The 15446-nt window shown below is 67.9% G+C and carries 17 protein-coding genes; 13 read left to right on the forward strand and 4 right to left on the reverse strand.

Annotation, left to right across the window (positions count from 1 at the left end):
• Positions 1-440: phospholipase D-like domain-containing protein (locus tag ACH9D2_RS01115; protein ID WP_396360904.1), on the reverse strand; the 440-nt coding region annotated here is incomplete at its 3' end.
• A gap of 278 nt (positions 441-718) precedes the next feature.
• Between ACH9D2_RS01115 and ACH9D2_RS01120 the strand changes: the two genes are divergently transcribed.
• A complete protein-coding gene (locus ACH9D2_RS01120) occupies positions 719-1468 on the forward strand; it encodes a prolyl oligopeptidase family serine peptidase (RefSeq protein ID WP_396360906.1) in 750 nt (249 codons plus the stop codon).
• Positions 1469-1570: 102 nt separating this feature from the next.
• Here ACH9D2_RS01120 and ACH9D2_RS01125 read toward each other — a convergent pair whose 3' ends face one another.
• Positions 1571-2398, reverse strand: a complete 828-nt coding sequence (locus ACH9D2_RS01125; RefSeq protein WP_396360908.1) for a gamma-glutamyl-gamma-aminobutyrate hydrolase family protein — start codon at positions 2396-2398, stop codon at positions 1571-1573.
• A gap of 482 nt (positions 2399-2880) precedes the next feature.
• Between ACH9D2_RS01125 and ACH9D2_RS01130 the strand changes: the two genes are divergently transcribed.
• The 6 genes from ACH9D2_RS01130 to ACH9D2_RS01155 all read left to right on the forward strand — a co-directional run bounded on the left by ACH9D2_RS01130 (position 2881) and on the right by ACH9D2_RS01155 (position 6809).
• Positions 2881-3222: a hypothetical protein gene (locus tag ACH9D2_RS01130; protein ID WP_396360910.1), complete on the forward strand. Its 342-nt coding sequence runs from the start codon at positions 2881-2883 to the stop codon at positions 3220-3222.
• 269 nt (positions 3223-3491) lie between these two features.
• Positions 3492-3797, forward strand: a complete 306-nt coding sequence (locus ACH9D2_RS01135) for a DUF4193 domain-containing protein (RefSeq protein ID WP_396360912.1) — start codon at positions 3492-3494, stop codon at positions 3795-3797.
• 508 nt (positions 3798-4305) lie between these two features.
• Positions 4306-4626 (forward strand): hypothetical protein, encoded by a 321-nt coding sequence (locus ACH9D2_RS01140; protein WP_396360914.1) that lies wholly within the window; start codon positions 4306-4308, stop codon positions 4624-4626.
• Between the two features lie 242 nt (positions 4627-4868).
• A complete protein-coding gene (locus ACH9D2_RS01145) occupies positions 4869-5096 on the forward strand; it encodes a hypothetical protein (protein WP_396360916.1) in 228 nt (75 codons plus the stop codon).
• A 352-nt stretch (positions 5097-5448) separates the two neighbouring features.
• Positions 5449-5793: a hypothetical protein gene (locus ACH9D2_RS01150; protein WP_396360917.1), complete on the forward strand. Its 345-nt coding sequence runs from the start codon at positions 5449-5451 to the stop codon at positions 5791-5793.
• A 77-nt stretch (positions 5794-5870) separates the two neighbouring features.
• Complete coding sequence (locus ACH9D2_RS01155) at positions 5871-6809, forward strand: ANTAR domain-containing protein (protein WP_396360918.1); 939 nt, start codon at positions 5871-5873, stop codon at positions 6807-6809.
• Between the two features lie 506 nt (positions 6810-7315).
• On the opposite strand, the gene ACH9D2_RS01160 is transcribed toward ACH9D2_RS01155, so the two are convergent.
• On the reverse strand, positions 7316-8497 hold the full coding sequence (locus ACH9D2_RS01160; RefSeq protein WP_396360919.1) for an alpha/beta fold hydrolase: 1182 nt from the start codon (positions 8495-8497) through the stop codon (positions 7316-7318).
• Between the two features lie 371 nt (positions 8498-8868).
• On the reverse strand, positions 8869-9522 hold the full coding sequence (locus tag ACH9D2_RS01165) for an FCD domain-containing protein (protein WP_396360921.1): 654 nt from the start codon (positions 9520-9522) through the stop codon (positions 8869-8871).
• Positions 9523-9739: 217 nt separating this feature from the next.
• Between ACH9D2_RS01165 and ACH9D2_RS01170 the strand changes: the two genes are divergently transcribed.
• The 6 genes from ACH9D2_RS01170 to ACH9D2_RS01195 all read left to right on the forward strand — a co-directional run bounded on the left by ACH9D2_RS01170 (position 9740) and on the right by ACH9D2_RS01195 (position 15411).
• The gene (locus tag ACH9D2_RS01170; protein WP_396360923.1) at positions 9740-10888 is read left to right on the forward strand and encodes a malonyl-CoA decarboxylase domain-containing protein; all 1149 of its coding nucleotides are present in this window, start codon (positions 9740-9742) and stop codon (positions 10886-10888) included.
• Positions 10885-12417, forward strand: a complete 1533-nt coding sequence (locus tag ACH9D2_RS01175) for an AMP-binding protein (RefSeq protein ID WP_396360924.1) — start codon at positions 10885-10887, stop codon at positions 12415-12417. Before ACH9D2_RS01170 ends, ACH9D2_RS01175 begins: the two co-directional genes overlap by 4 nt.
• 9 nt (positions 12418-12426) lie before the next feature.
• A complete protein-coding gene (madL, locus tag ACH9D2_RS01180; protein ID WP_396360926.1) occupies positions 12427-12834 on the forward strand; it encodes a malonate transporter subunit MadL in 408 nt (135 codons plus the stop codon).
• Complete coding sequence (gene madM, locus ACH9D2_RS01185) at positions 12831-13598, forward strand: malonate transporter subunit MadM (protein ID WP_396360928.1); 768 nt, start codon at positions 12831-12833, stop codon at positions 13596-13598. The genes madL and madM overlap by 4 nt, the downstream gene beginning before the upstream one ends.
• A 349-nt stretch (positions 13599-13947) precedes the next feature.
• A complete protein-coding gene (locus tag ACH9D2_RS01190) occupies positions 13948-14121 on the forward strand; it encodes a hypothetical protein (protein ID WP_396360930.1) in 174 nt (57 codons plus the stop codon).
• Positions 14122-14616: 495 nt separating this feature from the next.
• Entirely contained in the window at positions 14617-15411 is a 795-nt protein-coding gene (locus ACH9D2_RS01195) for an MBL fold metallo-hydrolase (RefSeq protein WP_396360932.1), read from the forward strand.
• Positions 15412-15446 lie beyond the last annotated feature (35 nt).

Raw genomic sequence — 15446 nt, forward strand, 5'->3', positions numbered from 1 at the left:
GAGGTGAGGCGGGCGGTGTTGTCGAGGTACTTCTGGTACCAGGGCCTCGCCAGCCAGTCCGCCAGCTCCAGTTCGTGGCTGTGCTCCCGGTAGCCGGCCACGATCTCGTCCAGCCGGCCCACGAAGTCCCGGTCGACGACCATGAGGTTGACCTCGTGGTCGAGCACGAAGGAGCGGATGTCCATGTTGGAGGACCCGACCACCGCGGCATCGTCGTCGATGAGCACGAACTTCGAGTGCAGCACCCAGGGAGCCTGGTACAGGAAGATGCGGATCCCGTCGCGGATGAGCATCTCGTAGAAGGACCGCTGGGCGTGGTGGGTCAGGGCGTGGTTGGAGGTCTCGCCCATGTACAGGTCCACCTCCACACCGCGGCCCACCGCGGTGCGCAGGGTGTTGTACATCGAGTCGTCGGGCTGCTGCTGCTGACCCTCACCCACACCGTCCAGGCCAAGAGCTCCCCCGGCTCCGACTGATCCTGGCCGCTCCCACGGGCGTCATCGTCCGGTTGCCGGCCAGCCGGTCACGGCACGGTCACGAGGAGAGGTCGACCCACCCCTGGGCGGCATCTTGAGAGTCTCCCCGCCTCGTTGCGCTGAGGGGCAGGGAACAGCCGGTGCGCACACCACTGGAATCCGTTGACAGCCCAGTTGCAGTAGGTTCGCCATGCCACCGTCCCGATGCCCGCAGGGGCCACAGTCCCTGGGATGCTGGAGCGATGAACGCGCAACAGGCCTCAGCGGTGCCTGTCCCCTCCTCGGTCCACGGCGTCACGGTCCCAGGCGGCCTGGGCCCCGCCACGCACGTCGTCGTCCTTCCCGGAGGCGGGTACGCCGGACACGCGGACCATGAGGCGGAGCCCATCGCCGAATGGCTCAACCTGCTCGGCCTCTCGGCGAGTGTGCTCCGCTATCCGGTGCGCACCGCACACCCTGCTCCGCTGGAAGCGGTACGGGCTGAGATCCGCCGGCTCAGGACGAGCGGTGCTGAACGGATCGTCCTGCTGGGATCGTCCGCAGGTGGACACCTGGCCGGCCATGCCGCCCTGACCACGTCGTCACCGGACCCCGAGCGCGTGGACGCGGTGATCCTCTGCTATCCGGTGGTGTCCATGGAACTCGACACCCATCAGGGCACCCAGCGGGAACTGCTGGGCACCGCCCCCCACGCCGAGGCACGGGCGGCAACATCCCTGGACCGTCTGGTGACCGCGGCCGCGCCGCCGTTCTTCATCTGGCACACCGCCGACGACCCTTCGGTGCCGGTCCAGCACTCGTATCTCTTGGCCCAGGCACTGGCACGCGCCGGCGTGCCCCACGCCCTCCACGTCTTTCCTTCCGGAGCGCACGGCCTCGGGCTGGCCGAGGGCACCGGAGAGCCTGAAGCCTGGCCGACGCTCTGCGCATCGTGGTTGTCCGCACTGGGATGGCTCGAAGGACCCGCGACACGCCGGTCGGCGGGCACATGATCGCGTGGCGTCCCGGGCTCAGTCCCGCCGGAGGTCCGGCCGTTGTGCACCCATCCGTGCCGCGGCGTGGGCTGCGCGGCACGGACGGGCGGCGGGATCTGGTCACGCGGCCAGCAATGACGCCTCCGGGGTGCGATGCCGGGCGGAGCGGGCTTGTCCCACGAAGGCGGAGAACAGTCTCCGTCGATCTGCCCCCGAACCATGGGAGTCCTCCGGGTGCCACTGCACTCCGATGGCCCACGTGCGGTCGCGGTGTTCCGTCGCCTCGACCATGCCGTCCTCGGCCACAGCGGTGACGCGCAGATCGGGGGCCACGACGCCCACTGCTTGGTGGTGGTCGGACCGGACGGTGAGTCGCCGGGCGCCGAAGACGCCCGCCAGCATGCTCTCCGGTTCCAGGGTGACCTCCTCCTCCACGCACACCCCGTGGCCGGGTTCGCCCCGGTGCCGGTGCCAGGTGTCGAGGTGGGCGATGAGGGTCCCGCCGCAGGCCACGTTGAGCAGGTGGGATCCCCGGCCGACGGCCAGCAGCGGGACGTCGCGGCCCAGGCTCTGGTCGATGAGCTGCAGGGTGTAGAGGTCAGCGCGTCGGTCCACGCCGTACGCGTGCGGCACGGGGCCCTTCGCGCCGTAGAGAGCGGCGTCGACGTCCCCGCCTCCGAGTATCAGCACCCCGTCCGCGGCCGCGGTGACAGCGGGATCGGGCAGCTGCCGAGCACTCGAGTCGACCAGGACCGGGCGGGCTCCGGCGTTGACCAGTGCCTGCAGGGCGCTGCGGGTGAGGCGGCGCATCAGGTCCCGGGTGTGCGGAGTGAGACCGGGGAAGTTCAGCGAGACCACGACGGCCACGGTGGGCGCTGCGGCCCGCAGGCTCCACAGCCCGACGGGAGTCACCTCGTGCTCATTAAGACGAACAGTCTGGCGGTTCATGCGATCATCTCCTGTTCGATCGTGAGGTCTTGGTTCTGGGCTGAAGGATGGTCGTCCTCGCCTCGGCACCTCCGAGGAATTCAGGTGCCGGCGGTGATGCAGATCACTCTGCCCCAGAACGGAAGGTCCAGTCCGGGGTTCACCGGAAGAAGATTCCTGAATATTCACGGACACCGAAAATCGGCCCGCGCAGCCGTGCGCCGCGGACATGGCCGGGGACCCGAACCTCCGTGCGCCCGGTCTCAGTGCCTGGAAGGCACGATCCGTTGTCACACTGTTCAATGAACTTCCATGATTATTGGCCACGCGCCTACCCTGGGTCCTGAGCATCGGGCCCAGTCGGCCCGGCAATACGGCCCAGCCCCAGGCCACCGCTCTGCATCTGCGCACAGGAAGAAGTCATCATCCCCCCTGCCTCCGAGGCTCTGGCCGTCGAGCTGCATCCCCACTCCCCCACCCACTGGCTCGCCACCTACTACCCCATGAACGAGACGCCCGCGGGACGCTGGGCCGAAGTCACCTGGCCCCTGCACCGGTTGTGGATACCCCTCGCCTCCGATCCCCTGGAAACGGCCCAGTGGCTGGAGGTGCGCAGCGCCGATCCGGAGCACCCCTGCTACGCCCGCCACCGCGCGTGGGCGACCCGGCTCGCCGCCGGTTACACAGCAGCGCTGGCCGCCTACGACGCGGAGACCACCGAGAAACCGCTCTCACTCCACGAGGCGCTGCAGCGCCGGGACGTCACGGTGGTCGTACCGGCCGGACAGTTGTCGGAGTGGGTGCTCGACGACCTCGAGGACGAGACCTCGGACGTCCGCCGCTGACCGGGTGCAGGCACCGGCGCATCCACGGAACTGACTTGGAGGTTTCGCCGCACGATCGCGATGTGCCCCCCTGATCGGCGCGTGACCGCAGCGCCTCGACCCACCGGGCACACAAGGATCCCGGTACGGCACCATCCACCGTGGAGCAGTGCGTCCCGGAGCCGCCCGGGACCACACCGGTCCCCCACCGTCGTGAGGTACACTCTGGTCCTTCCGTGCAGAACCACCCCTGCACAGCAACACCCCGTTCCAGGAGGACGCACCACATCATGGCCACCGATTACGACGCTCCGCGCACCCGGCCCGAGGACGAGCCGGCCAACGAGTCCCTGGAAGCGATCCAGGTCCAGCGCAGCGCCACCACCCAGACCGCGGTCATCGACGCCGAGGACTTCGACACCGCCGAGGGCATCGACCTGCCCGGTGCGGACCTCTCCCACGAAGAGCTCACCGTGGCCGTCGTCCCGGAGCAGGCCGACGAGTTCACCTGCGCATCTTGCTTCCTGGTCCGCCACCGCTCCCAGCTCGCCCTGCAGAAGAACGGGGCCGGCTACTGCACCGACTGCGAGGGCTGAACCCCGCAGCCCACTGACGCCAGCAACGACTCAGGCCTCGGGCACGATGCGCCGGAGCCTGAGCCGTCTCCCCCACACCGTTCACAGGACAGACCCACACCCGGCGCACCATTCTCCCGAGTGGTCTCCGCTGCCGCAGGTAGTGCGGACGATGGCTGTGGTGCCCTCGCGTTCCGTAAGCCGATCGTGCTCTGGGACACCGAGTACGATCGTCCGTAGCAACGCCCTCAACTGCTGTTGAACGAGTCACTGACAGCATGGCTCGCGTGATCATCCCGGGCCGTGGAACCGCATCGAGTTCCCTCCCGTCAGAGCGGACCAGGGACTGGACCAACCACGAGAAGACAGGGGTTGCCACACCGTGCGCAGTCCCCTGAAAAGAAACGGTTCCGGTCGGAAGTCCCTGCTGGTGCTTTCCGTAGCGTGCCTTGCGGCCTGCGGTGGATCAGGCGCGGGCACCGTGGACGGGCCGGTTCTGACGTCTCCGACTGGACCTGGCGATAGCGGCATGGAAGCGGAAGTGCGCGGGACTGTGGAGATCCGCGACGACTGCCTGATGCTCGTTCAAGAGGACGTCCCGGGCGCGCCCGCTTACCCGGTCATCTGGCCCGCCGGAACGACCTGGCAGGAGGATCCGCCCGCCGTCGTGCTCGAGGGCGGCCAAGTCGTGGAGCCCGGTACATCCGTCATCGGGGCCGGCGGATACCTTCAGCGAGACGACATCCAGGAGTTCGTGGGATCCGCGGTAACCGACGCGGCCGGAAACTGCGTCGGTGAGACCGGCGAGATCGCCCTGTTCAACATCGGCAGTGACGTCCAGGTGGCGTGATCGCGCTGACCGATCCCAAGGTTCGTCTCCTGCCCGAAGCGGGCGGACACCACGTCCCATTAAAGGAACCCCAACTGCGACGTCCGGAGCATGGAACGTCGTGAGGAGAGCCTTCCAGGTCCATGGTGCGTTCGAGTCTCACGCCGTACGCGGGGTGGTCGCGCAAAGGCGACTGCTGTAGAAGTCCGGTGCGGCATTCGGGCACACTGGCACTCCGACGTCGATGCCCTTCGGAGGTTCCCGTGCAGGTTCGTATCGCAGAGAGCATTGCCCTGGTCACCATCGGTGATGGTGTCATCGCCGCGCTGTTCCCGGCCCGCCATGCCGCCCGATGGATGATCGGACCCGGCCCTGTGCGCCGGGTGATGTCGGTGTTCGTGGAGCACCCCGGGTGGTTGCGGGCCGTCGGGGTGGTGCAGGTCGCTGTCGGGATCGCCTGGGTAGCTGCCCTGCCGCCGAAGCCACGGTGAACGACACCCCCGCCTCGAACCTCGAAGACCCCCGAGCGGGGCCGCCCGGATGGTGCGGCTTCCGCAGGACGGGGCAACGCTGCGCCACACGCGGGCAGAACGGCCCGTACCAGGAGGGCATCTCCGCCGCAATGACCCGGGTGGAGACGCCGGCGTCGCCCGCGCCGGGTGACGCCAGCACCCCTCGTTTCGGTATCCACACTCGTCAGCGGCGGGATGGGGTGTACCCGTCGGTTAGGGAAATGTGGACTCGGCCGGCCATGAATCCTTGTGGCCGGCCGCATCAGGCCCCTAGCGTCGCCAGCACCGGGCCGTTGGCTTGGTGCTGTTGCACGCGATGAAGGGTGCTTCCGTGGTTCACAAGCTCTCCGTCCTGGTCCAGATGGATCTCGAGAACAGATCGGTGCGCCTGGTGGTCACCGGGTGTGTGACCGAGGCCAACCAGCACATCCTGTATCCGCTGGTCCGCCGGGCCCGGACACTGATCCCGCCGGTGACGGTCAGTGTCGATCTCACCTGCGCCGGCCATGTCGAGGACATCGCCGTGGACCTGCTGCGCTGGGCGATCGATCACGACGAGCCCGTGCACGACGCCGGCCCGGCACAGATCCTCACCCCCATCCGGCTCCCCGGCCACCCGTCCACACTCGCCTGGAACACCAGCCGCCGGAAGTCCGCCCGGTCGTTGCCGGCATGAGCGTAGTTCCCGCTTCCCGGTGGCCCCGTGCCGGCACGGCCGGCACCCGCCCGCAGGCCGCCGGTAGCCCCCCGGTGATGACCGGGTCCCACCACCAGCATCCTTCGGTCCAGCTGGCTGAGCTCACTCGGATCCTGACCGGACTACACCAACGGTGGCAGACCACCTCCGGCGGGGCGCAGGCAGCCGCCGTCGCCCACGCGGGCATCTACCACGTGTCCGGGGCGCGGTGGGCCAGTGTGGTCCTGCACCGTCCCGGGCAGGCCCGCACGTTGGTGGCCACCGCCCCCACCGCCCAGGACCTCGAGATTCTCCAGCACGAGCTCGGTTCCGGCCCCGGCGTGGACCCCGTCCTGGCAGACAACGCCTGTCTCTGCCCGGACCTGGCCCAGGGCCACCGGTGGCCCGCGTTCGGGACCCAGGCCCGTGAGCAGCTCGGCGTGGCCAGTCTGATCACCTGCCGGGTGCCGCTGCCGGAGGACCCGGACACGACCGTCGGGTTCACCTTGTCCTCGGACACCCCTCACGTGTTCGACGCCCAGGCTGTGTGGGCCGGGGCCCTGCTGGCGTCCCAGGCCGCACTGGCCGTCTCGGCCCAGTTGCACCGCCAGCAGCTGCAGAACCTGGAACGTGCCCTGGAGTCCAACCGGGAGATCGGGGCTGCGGTCGGGGTGCTGATGGCCCGTCACGGGATCACCCGGTGCCAGGCCTTCGATCTGCTGCGCGAGGCCAGCCAGGACACCGGCCGGAAACTGGCCGCCATCGCCACCGACGTCGTCGACACCGGGAACTGGTCCTGCCGCCCCACCCAGCCAGCAGGCAGTCCCAGCGCCTGCCCGAAGCAGCCCCGTGACACCCTCCGCGCCGGCCCCCGGCCGTCGTGGACCGGCGGCAAGACCCGGGACACCCGCGCCTCCGTCGACGGGCGAGCCGGGACCAGGTGGCGGCGTGATCTCGTCCCGGGGTGGATCCCTGTTCCAGGAAGGGCGCTTCTGACCACGATCACCGAGGAATGAGCACCGTGGGGGAACAGGAGAGAGGGGCGGGACGGCCCCCCAGCCGTTCCCGCCCCTCTACTCTCTGCCTCAAACCGGACACCCACACATGGTGGCGGATCCCCCCGGATCCATCGTGTTGCCGGCCTGCCCCAGAGTTCGAGGGGTCATGGGAATCGCCCTCTCACCAGCAGAGTCACTTATTGCCCCCATCGGGGCAAGAGCACCGAGGATTTCGGGTATTCACAAAAGGAAGCAAACATGTGTGATCGTGAACACGCATGGATGCGGGTTGCGGATCCGAGGCCCCGCCCGAACATGGCGCGCATCCACGGTGCACTCCAGGGGAACCGATTCCTTCCTCGACCAGCTGCACGCAGGATCATGCCGGCCGCCATCGGCACCATGCCCGTAAGCGGAACGGCGTGCACAACTGCATGACCTCCCGCTTCGTCGGTGCGGTCACCCCTTCCCAGGCCACGAACGACCCCTGGTCGGGGCTGTGCTTTCGGTGTGGTGTCGATGCGCTATGGGGACGGTCCGGGCCGCGGCCCGGACATGTCCCCGTTTGTCTCAACACTGCGCAGCCAGGTGGTGAGCACCTGGCAGGCGAGTTCGAGGTTGCCCATCTGGCAGTGCTGGTCGGCCTGCTCTGCTTGGGTGAACATGCGCGTCGTGACGTTGCGGGCAGCCGTGAGCGCCTGAGCTTGTGCTCGAGTCAGTGATGGCGGCTGGAAGGCGTCGTGCTCTCCGCACATCAGCAGGACGTCCTGGCGCACCCGCCCGCTGTCCAGGTGTCCGGCGTTCATGCCCAGGAACCACTCGGCGACTTCGGCCGGGTCGTCGCTGTCGAGCATGTACAGGACCTGGCCGACCACCACGCGCAGGGTTGGCGACAGCCGGGAACGGGTGCGCACGCTCCACCGCATGAACTCCCGGTGCCGCACCATCGTGCGGACCGGGGCCCGCAGCACCGGTGGAAGCCTGTGCATCCAGTCGTAGACCGGCGGCCAGGCCACGACACTGTGGATGCGGGGCTCGCGCCCTGCCGCACGTAGCGCCCAGTACCCGCCCATCGAGATGCCGACCAGCCCGGCCCGGTCGAGCCGGAAATGGTCCAACACCGCTGCAACCGGCTTTTCCCAGTCGTGGTCGAAGGTGAGCCCGTGCACCGTCCGCGCGCCACCTTGTCCCGGTCCCTCGAAGGCGATCACGTCGAAACCGGCGGCAGCGACCCGCTGGCAGACGGGGAAGAACTCCTCGATCAGGGAGTCGAATCCGCCGTGCAGCAGCACCGTGCCGCCCGTCGCCGACCCGGCCGCCGGAAGCGCATAGACCGGCAACGCCGCTCCGGCATAGGGCACCCTGTGGCGGACGATGGCAGCATCAGCGAACGCGGTGTCGAAGAGCTCAAGATACCGACGGTAGCGATCCGTCTTCTGCACCGTCCGTGGCGGCGTGAAGAACTCCGCGATCCGCGCATAACCCGTCGCATGCCGGTACCGACCCTCGGCGGCAACCCGGCTCGACAAGGTCTCGAACACGGGAACACAGTCGTCCAACGACCGTAGGTGCGCCGCGGCGCCGAACAGCTCCTGGCGGTCGGCGAAGCCCAGTGCATGGGCCCGATTGACTTGGTAGTTGATGAAGTCCCGTCGGTGAAAACGTTCGAATCCCACCGGCAGAGCAACGAGCTCAGGATTGCCCACACCGCCAGCGTACGTCCGGCGTGGCCAACGCACGAGACTCTCTGCGCATCGGCGTCCCGCCTCACCACACCGACTTGTTCCGGGTAGGAATCCTCTACTGCACCGTCGCCCTCACGAGACGTGACCGGTAGCGGGGCCATATGTAAAGCGGAGGACGTCGAGCTGCTCGCGCACCCGCTGCGCACGAGCCACTCAGCGACTGCACAGCCGCACCCTCGGACCTCGGCTGCGCCCACCCCACAGGCAAGCCAGATCAGACGTCGCCACCCGCAGCATCGAGACCCAAGAGAGCCAGTTGACAGTACAGATAGCCGCCCTCATCTCCTTCCTGGGACTCGAGGGGTCACCCTGGTTTCGCCTGCTTCTTCGACTTACTCCTGCAGCAATCCTTGGAGCCCCAGGACCATCTCGGTGTACTCGTCGCCCTGGATCTTCACGTGCGCCCGTGCCTGCGCCCGGGCTTCTTCGGGCTCGCCGTCGAGGATCGCCCGGGCGATCGTGCGGTGCTCACCGAGGCTTCGCACCATGCGGTTGCCGACACGCAGCTGGAGACGCCGGTAGACCTCCAGGTTTCCCTGCAGCTTCTCCGCCTCCTGCCGCAGGAACTCGTTGCCCGAGCCCGCGTAGATCGCCCGGTGGAAGCGGCTGTTGGCGTCGTAGTAGCCGTCGGGATCGTCCTGGTCCACGAACTGTTCACAGGCGATGAGGCCTGCGGTCATCTCCTCCGCCGCAGCGGGTGGCATTCTCCGGGCGGCCAGCTCGGCGCAGAAGCCCTCCAGCTCGGCCATGACCTCGAAGCGCTCCGCGAGCTCGCGCACGCTCAACCGTGAGACGAAGGTCCCGTGCTTGGGACGGATCTGCACCAGGCCCGAAGTGCTCAGGTGCTGCAGCGCGTCCCGGACGGGGGTCCGCGAGCAGCCGTACTCCGCGCAGATGCGCTCCAGGTTCAGCTTGTCACCCGGGTGGTAGCGACCGGCCACGATGGCTTCTTCCAGACCACGTCGCACGCGGACGGCTTCGGACATCGGCGCCTCCTTCTCCTAGGTCTCAAATTTAGCGCACGCCAACTGTGGCGCAGCTCACAAATATCCATTAGAGTCCAAGGATATATACAACAGAGCTTCCCATGTATATATCCCGTTCTTAGGAGCCATCATCGACGCTTCCACCCAGTTATCGGCGCAGCTGACGGAGCAGTGCGCAGCCCTCCTCGACGTCGACGACGGGCGTTTCAAACCGACCGTGGCCTCCTCCGTGCTGGACGCGTTCGAAGAGCTCGATGAGCACGGGCGAGCCGCGTTCTTCCGGTACCTCCACCGCGACCTGGCGCCGGACCCGGTCGCCGTCGGCGACGCCATCGCCCGCTGGCAGCAGTCCCCGTCCCAGCAGTCGGTCCAGCGGCTGCACGCGGTCAGCGAGTCACCGCGGCAGGCCCTGCTGCGGGCCCTCAACCTGGGGCGGGACGGCACCTTCCGTCTCGTTTCCATGCGTTCGCGGTTCCTGGAGGTGCTGGCCGAGCACCCGGAGCTCGAGCCGGTGGACCAGGACTTCCTGCACCTGTTCCGGTCCTGGTTCAACGCCGGCTTCCTGAAGCTCCACGAGCTCTCCTGGAACTCGCCGAGCTCGCTCGTGGAGCACATCCTCGAGTACGAGTCGGTGCATCCACTCGGTGGCTGGGCCGACCTGCGGTCCCGGCTGGAGCCGACGGACCGCAAGTGCTTCGCCTTCCTGCACCCCTCCTTGGGCGATCGTCCGTTGATCTTCGTCGAGGTGGCCCTGACCGAGGAGATCCCCACCTCGACGGACTTCATCACCGACCTCGACCGTGCGCGGCAGAGCTCGTCCAGGACGGTGGCGACGCTGTACTCCATCAACAACACGTACCCGGGCCTGCGCGGCATCCCGTTCGGCAACCACCTCATCAAGCAGGTGATCGCCCACGTGCGACGGCACAACCCAGAGGTCACCACGTTCGTGACGCTCTCGCCGGTACCGGGATTCCGCCGCTGGCTCGAAGAACGGCCCGCCGACGAAACCAGGGGAAGGCGGCTGGCCGGAGAGGCGGACGCGGCCCTCCGACCCGGGACCACGGCCGAGGCCGTCGACGCGGTCCGGCCGGCGCTCACCGCCGCGGCCCGCAGCTACCTCCTGGAGAGCACCGACAGCCGCGGCAGACCCCTGGACCCTGTGGCCAGGTTCCACCTGCGCAACGGTGCCGTCCTGCATCGCATCAACTGGCCGGCGAGCACTGGGGAGCACGTCATCAACCAGTCCTTCGGGCTCATGGTCAATTACCTCTACGACAGCGGCGAACCGGACCCGGTCGCCGCGACCGCCTCCGGACACGCGACAAGCACCCACCGATCGATCACCGACGAGGAGACAGCATGAAGACCATCTACCAGATGTTCGAGACCACCGTGGAGAGGCATGGTGACAAGGCGCTCACCATCGAGCCGGACGGGCGGCGGCTGAGCTACGCCGCGGTCCACGAGCTGACCGAACGGCTGGCCGGCACCCTGACCGCCCTCGGCGTGGAACCGGGCGACAGGGTCGCTGCCAAGGTCGAGAAGCTGCCCGAGGTCATCGCCCTCTACCTGGCCACCCTGCGGGTCGGCGCGATCTACCTGCCCCTGAACACGGCGTACACCGGCAGCGAGCTCCAGTACTTCATCGAGGACGCACGGCCCACGGTCTTCGTCTGCAACCCCGGCGAGGAGGACCAGCTCGCCGAGGGCAGCCCCGGCAGCGTCTCCTTCGTGTCGATGGGTCCGCGGGGGACCGGCACGCTCTTCGAGCAGGGAGACTCCCGCCCGGCCGAGCCGGTCGTCGTGGAGCTCGACGCGCCGGCGGCGATCCTCTACACCTCGGGCACGACCGGGCGATCCAAGGGCGCCGTGCTGACCCACCGCAATCTCGCCAGCAACTGCGCCACCCTGACCGAGGCGTGGCAGTACACGCACGACGACGTGCTCATCCACGCGCTGCCGATCTTCCACATCCACGGGCTCTTCGTGGCCGTCAACATGTCGGTCACCACCGGGGCCACCATGCACTTCCTGCCCAAGCTCGACCCGCAGGCGATCGTCGACCTGATGCCCGAATCCACGGTGCTCATGGGCGTGCCGACCTTCTACACCCGTCTGCTCGGGCGCCCGGGCGTGACCGCCGAGACCACGAGGAACATGCGCCTGTTCGTCAGCGGGTCGGCGCCCCTGACCGCCGAGACGCACCACGAGTGGCGGGTCCGCACCGGCCACGCCATCCTCGAGCGCTACGGCATGACCGAGACCGGCATGATGTGCTCCAACCCCTATGACGGTGAGCGCAAGGCCGGCACCGTGGGGCCGCCGCTACCGGGCATCAGCATCCGCGTGGTCGAGCGCGAGACGAACACCGAGCTCCCGGCCGGCGAGGTCGGCTCGATCCAGGTCTCGGGCCCCAACGTCTTCCGGGAGTACTGGAACAAGCCGGAGAAGACCGCCGAGGAGTTCACCGACGACGGGTACTTCATCACCGGGGACCTGGGCGTGATCGACGACGCCGGTTACCTCTCCATCGTCGGGCGGGACAAGGACCTCATCATCTCAGGTGGTTTCAACGTCTATCCCAAGGAGATCGAGGAGCTCATCGACGAGCACCCGTCCGTGCGGGAGTCGGCGGTCGTCGGCGTGCCGCACCCCGACCTCGGGGAGGCGCCCATCGCCGTCGTCGTGCCCCACGACGACGCCTCCGTCGATCCCGAGGAGATCCTCGGGTCCATCCGGCCACACCTTGCGAGGTTCAAGCAGCCACGCGCGGTCCGGTTCAGCGACGAGCTGCCGCGGAACGTGATGGGCAAGGTGCAGAAGGCCCAGCTGCGCCACGAGCACGCAGGGCTCTTCCAGCAGCAGCAGACACCAGCCGGACCGAAGAGCTGAGGAGCGGACATGATCATTACAGGAGTAGCAGTACTGGCCGGGTGCTTCCTGGCCGGAATGCTCATCGGTGAAGGCCTGGGACTGCTGATCGGGGTGGAGGCCAATGTCGGCGGCGTCGGCTTCGCCATGGTCCTTCTCGTGCTGGTGACCCACCGGATGCGGAAGGCGGGCTTGCTGCCCGCGCCCGCTGAGCAGGGGGTGCTCTTCTGGAGCGCCATGTACATCCCCATCGTGGTGGCCATGGCCGCCTCCCAGAACGTGGTCGCCGCCGTGAACGGTGGCCCCATGGCGCTGCTGGCAGGGCTCGGGGCCCTCGCGGCGGGCGCCGCCCTCGTGCCCGTGCTGGCCAGGATCGGCGGGCAGGCGGAACCATTGCCTCCCGTGACGGAAGAGAAGACGATGGAGGATGTCGCATGAACGAGGTCATCGCAGGAGTGCTCGAGGGCAACGGTCTCGTCTTCGCGTTCCTCGCCGTAGGAGCGCTCATCCTGGTCTCCAACTACTTCTCCCACAAGTTGACCCGCGGCCGATTGCACGGCTCGGCCATCGCGATCATCGTCGGTCTCGTCCTCGCCTACTTCGGGGGCCTCCACACCGGGGGTGAGCGCGGCCTGGCGGACATCGCCATCTTCGCCGGCATCGGCCTGATGGGCGGATCCATGCTGCGCGACTTCGCCATCGTCTCGACCGCCTATGGGGTGGACCTGCAGGAGATCAAAAAGGCCGGGGTCACCGGAGTGCTCGCCGTGCTGCTGGGCGTCTTCGTCTCGGCGATCGTCGGCGCCTCCATCGCCGCCGCCTTCGGCTACACCGATCCCGTCAGCATGGCGACCATCGGCGGCGGCGCGGCCACCTACATCGTCGGCCCGGTCACCGGAACAGCCCTGGGCGCCAGCAGTGAGGTCATCGCACTCAGCGTCGCGGCCGGCCTGGTCAAGTCCGTGGTCGTCATGGTCGGCACGCCGTTCATCGCCCCGCTCATCAAGCTCAACAACTACAAGTCCGCCATGGCCTACGGCGGACTGATGGGCACCACGTCCGGGGTGGCCGGCGGACTGGCCGCCACCGACAAGCGGCTCGTACCCTACGGCGCCATGACCGCGACCTTCTACACGGGAGTGGGCGTCCTCCTCGTGCCCTCGGTCTTCTACCTGGCACTGGTGGCCATCACCGGCGGCTGACCGACCGGCAACACGACTCTCGCCCAGGGCGTCTCCCCGCGTTCCGGACCGGAACGGGGAGACGCCCTGGTGGCCCGGAGATGCCGGAAAGCCGGCATGGAAAAAGACTCCGGCGCCTCTGGGGAACAGGTACACATCCCGGGCATCGGTCTTCAGCTGATCCCCGGAGGGCCGCTGCAATCGACTCGGAGCGGCTGTCATTTTGCGAAGTCGGTTGCACAGATTTCCGACGTCCTCTGCACTGGGGGCTCAGGCATCGCGAGTCAGGACTCGGTGAAGCATCGAGCGGGCGAACCGGGCCTGGGGCGGCGAACCGTCGGGGCAGTTGGCTTGCGTTGGACGGCGGGCCGTGACCGAAACGGAATACCTTCCAAGGGATGTCGACGAGATCATCCGCGCGCGCAAGCTGCCACTGACCAAAATCTCCCTTCGACGCTACGACCCGCTTCACGACGGTGATGCGATGACACAGGACGATCTCACCGAATGGTCCTTTGCCAGGACCGACAGCAGCAGGCCTTGAAGTCTCGAGCACTTCGGCTCTTTACCGGCACCATCTTGTTCCATCAATGTGTCCCACGGGAGTGCTCTCGGAATCATTGCGTTGAGACCTTTGACGGGCCAACGGGGTGGAATATCGATGACACGACTCGGCTACGCGCGGGTGGAATCGGCCGAGCAGGTCACGGCCAGGCAGATCAGGGACTTGGAAGCCGCCGGTTGTGAGCGCGTCCGACTCAGCATTCCTATTGCGACGTCAACTTGATGATCGATAGTTATTCTCATGTAAACGGAGTTCAGGCCTCTCGTGCACCTACTGTCAACGGGCCGACCAGCGACTGCGCAGCCGCACCCTCAGCCCTCGGCCGTGCCCGCCCCGCGGGCACGCCAGAGCAGATGTCACAGGATCGTGCGGCAGTCCCTTCGGTGGTGTGGTCGCCTTGGGTTTGTACGCTGGGGCCAATGCCGCACCGTAGGAGGAGAACCTGTGCCTGTGTGGATTTGCCGATCGTGTGGTGTGGAGCATGCTCTGACGGCCCAGCCGCCCAAGGGCTGCGAAATCTGCGCGGACGACCGGGAGGACAAGGTGCTCCACGGCCCGCGGTGGACGACTCTGGAAGAGCTGCGGAGCGCGGGCCATGAGACCCGGATCGAGCAGCTCGAGCCGGACCTGTACGGAATCAGTGTCGTTCCCCGTTTCGGGATCGGTCAGCGTGCCCTGTTGTTGCGCACTCCGGCCGGGAACCTGCTGTGGGATCCGACCGGCTTCCTCGACCCGGCCGCGATCGAGCGGGTGCAAGAGTTGGGCGGGGCCGCCTTCATCATCGCCAGCCACCCGCACATGTACGGGGTGCAGGTTGAGTGGTCCCGCGCCCTGGGCGGGGTTCCGGTGATGGTGGCCGAGGCCGACCGCCGATGGGTGCAACGTAAGGATCCGGCGATCGACTCTTGGTCCGGGCAGCGGCAGCTGCTGCCCGGGGTGAGGTTGCACACCTTGGGTGGGCACTTTCCCGGCAGCGCTGTGGTGCATTGGGAGGCCGGGGCCCAGGGCCGCGGCGTGCTGCTGGCCGGCGACACGCTTTTCGTCAACCCGGACGGGCGGACGGTGGCGTTCATGCGCAGCTACGTCAATCTGTACCCGCTCTCGGCGGCCGTGGTGCAGCGGATCGCGGCTGCCGCCACGGCCCTGAATTTCGACCGGCTCTACAGCAACACCGGGGGCACCATCGACGCCGGGGCCCGGGACGCAGTGGCACGCTCCGCCGCCCGGCACGTGAGGTGGGTCCGCGGGGATTACGACCACCTGACCTGAACTCAAACCGGCAGGTTCACGACCCGGGATGCCCA

Source organism: Kocuria rhizosphaericola (assembly GCF_044462205.1).
Taxonomy (GTDB): Bacteria; Actinomycetota; Actinomycetes; order Actinomycetales; family Micrococcaceae; genus Kocuria; species Kocuria rhizosphaericola.

Excerpts from the sequence above, each read along its gene's own strand:
- ACH9D2_RS01125 (WP_396360908.1), bottom strand. The coding sequence starts at position 2,398 with ATGAACCGCCAGACTGTTCGTCTTAATGAGCACGAGGTGACTCCCGTC.
- ACH9D2_RS01130 (WP_396360910.1), top strand. The coding sequence starts at position 2,881 with ATGAACGAGACGCCCGCGGGACGCTGGGCCGAAGTCACCTGGCCCCTG.
- ACH9D2_RS01175 (WP_396360924.1), top strand. The coding sequence starts at position 10,885 with ATGAAGACCATCTACCAGATGTTCGAGACCACCGTGGAGAGGCATGGT.
- madM (WP_396360928.1), top strand. The coding sequence starts at position 12,831 with ATGAACGAGGTCATCGCAGGAGTGCTCGAGGGCAACGGTCTCGTCTTC.
- ACH9D2_RS01135 (WP_396360912.1), top strand. The coding sequence starts at position 3,492 with ATGGCCACCGATTACGACGCTCCGCGCACCCGGCCCGAGGACGAGCCG.
- ACH9D2_RS01155 (WP_396360918.1), top strand. The coding sequence starts at position 5,871 with ATGACCGGGTCCCACCACCAGCATCCTTCGGTCCAGCTGGCTGAGCTC.
- ACH9D2_RS01140 (WP_396360914.1), top strand. The coding sequence starts at position 4,306 with ATGGAAGCGGAAGTGCGCGGGACTGTGGAGATCCGCGACGACTGCCTG.
- ACH9D2_RS01165 (WP_396360921.1), bottom strand. The coding sequence starts at position 9,522 with ATGTCCGAAGCCGTCCGCGTGCGACGTGGTCTGGAAGAAGCCATCGTG.
- ACH9D2_RS01120 (WP_396360906.1), top strand. The coding sequence starts at position 719 with ATGAACGCGCAACAGGCCTCAGCGGTGCCTGTCCCCTCCTCGGTCCAC.
- madL (WP_396360926.1), top strand. The coding sequence starts at position 12,427 with ATGATCATTACAGGAGTAGCAGTACTGGCCGGGTGCTTCCTGGCCGGA.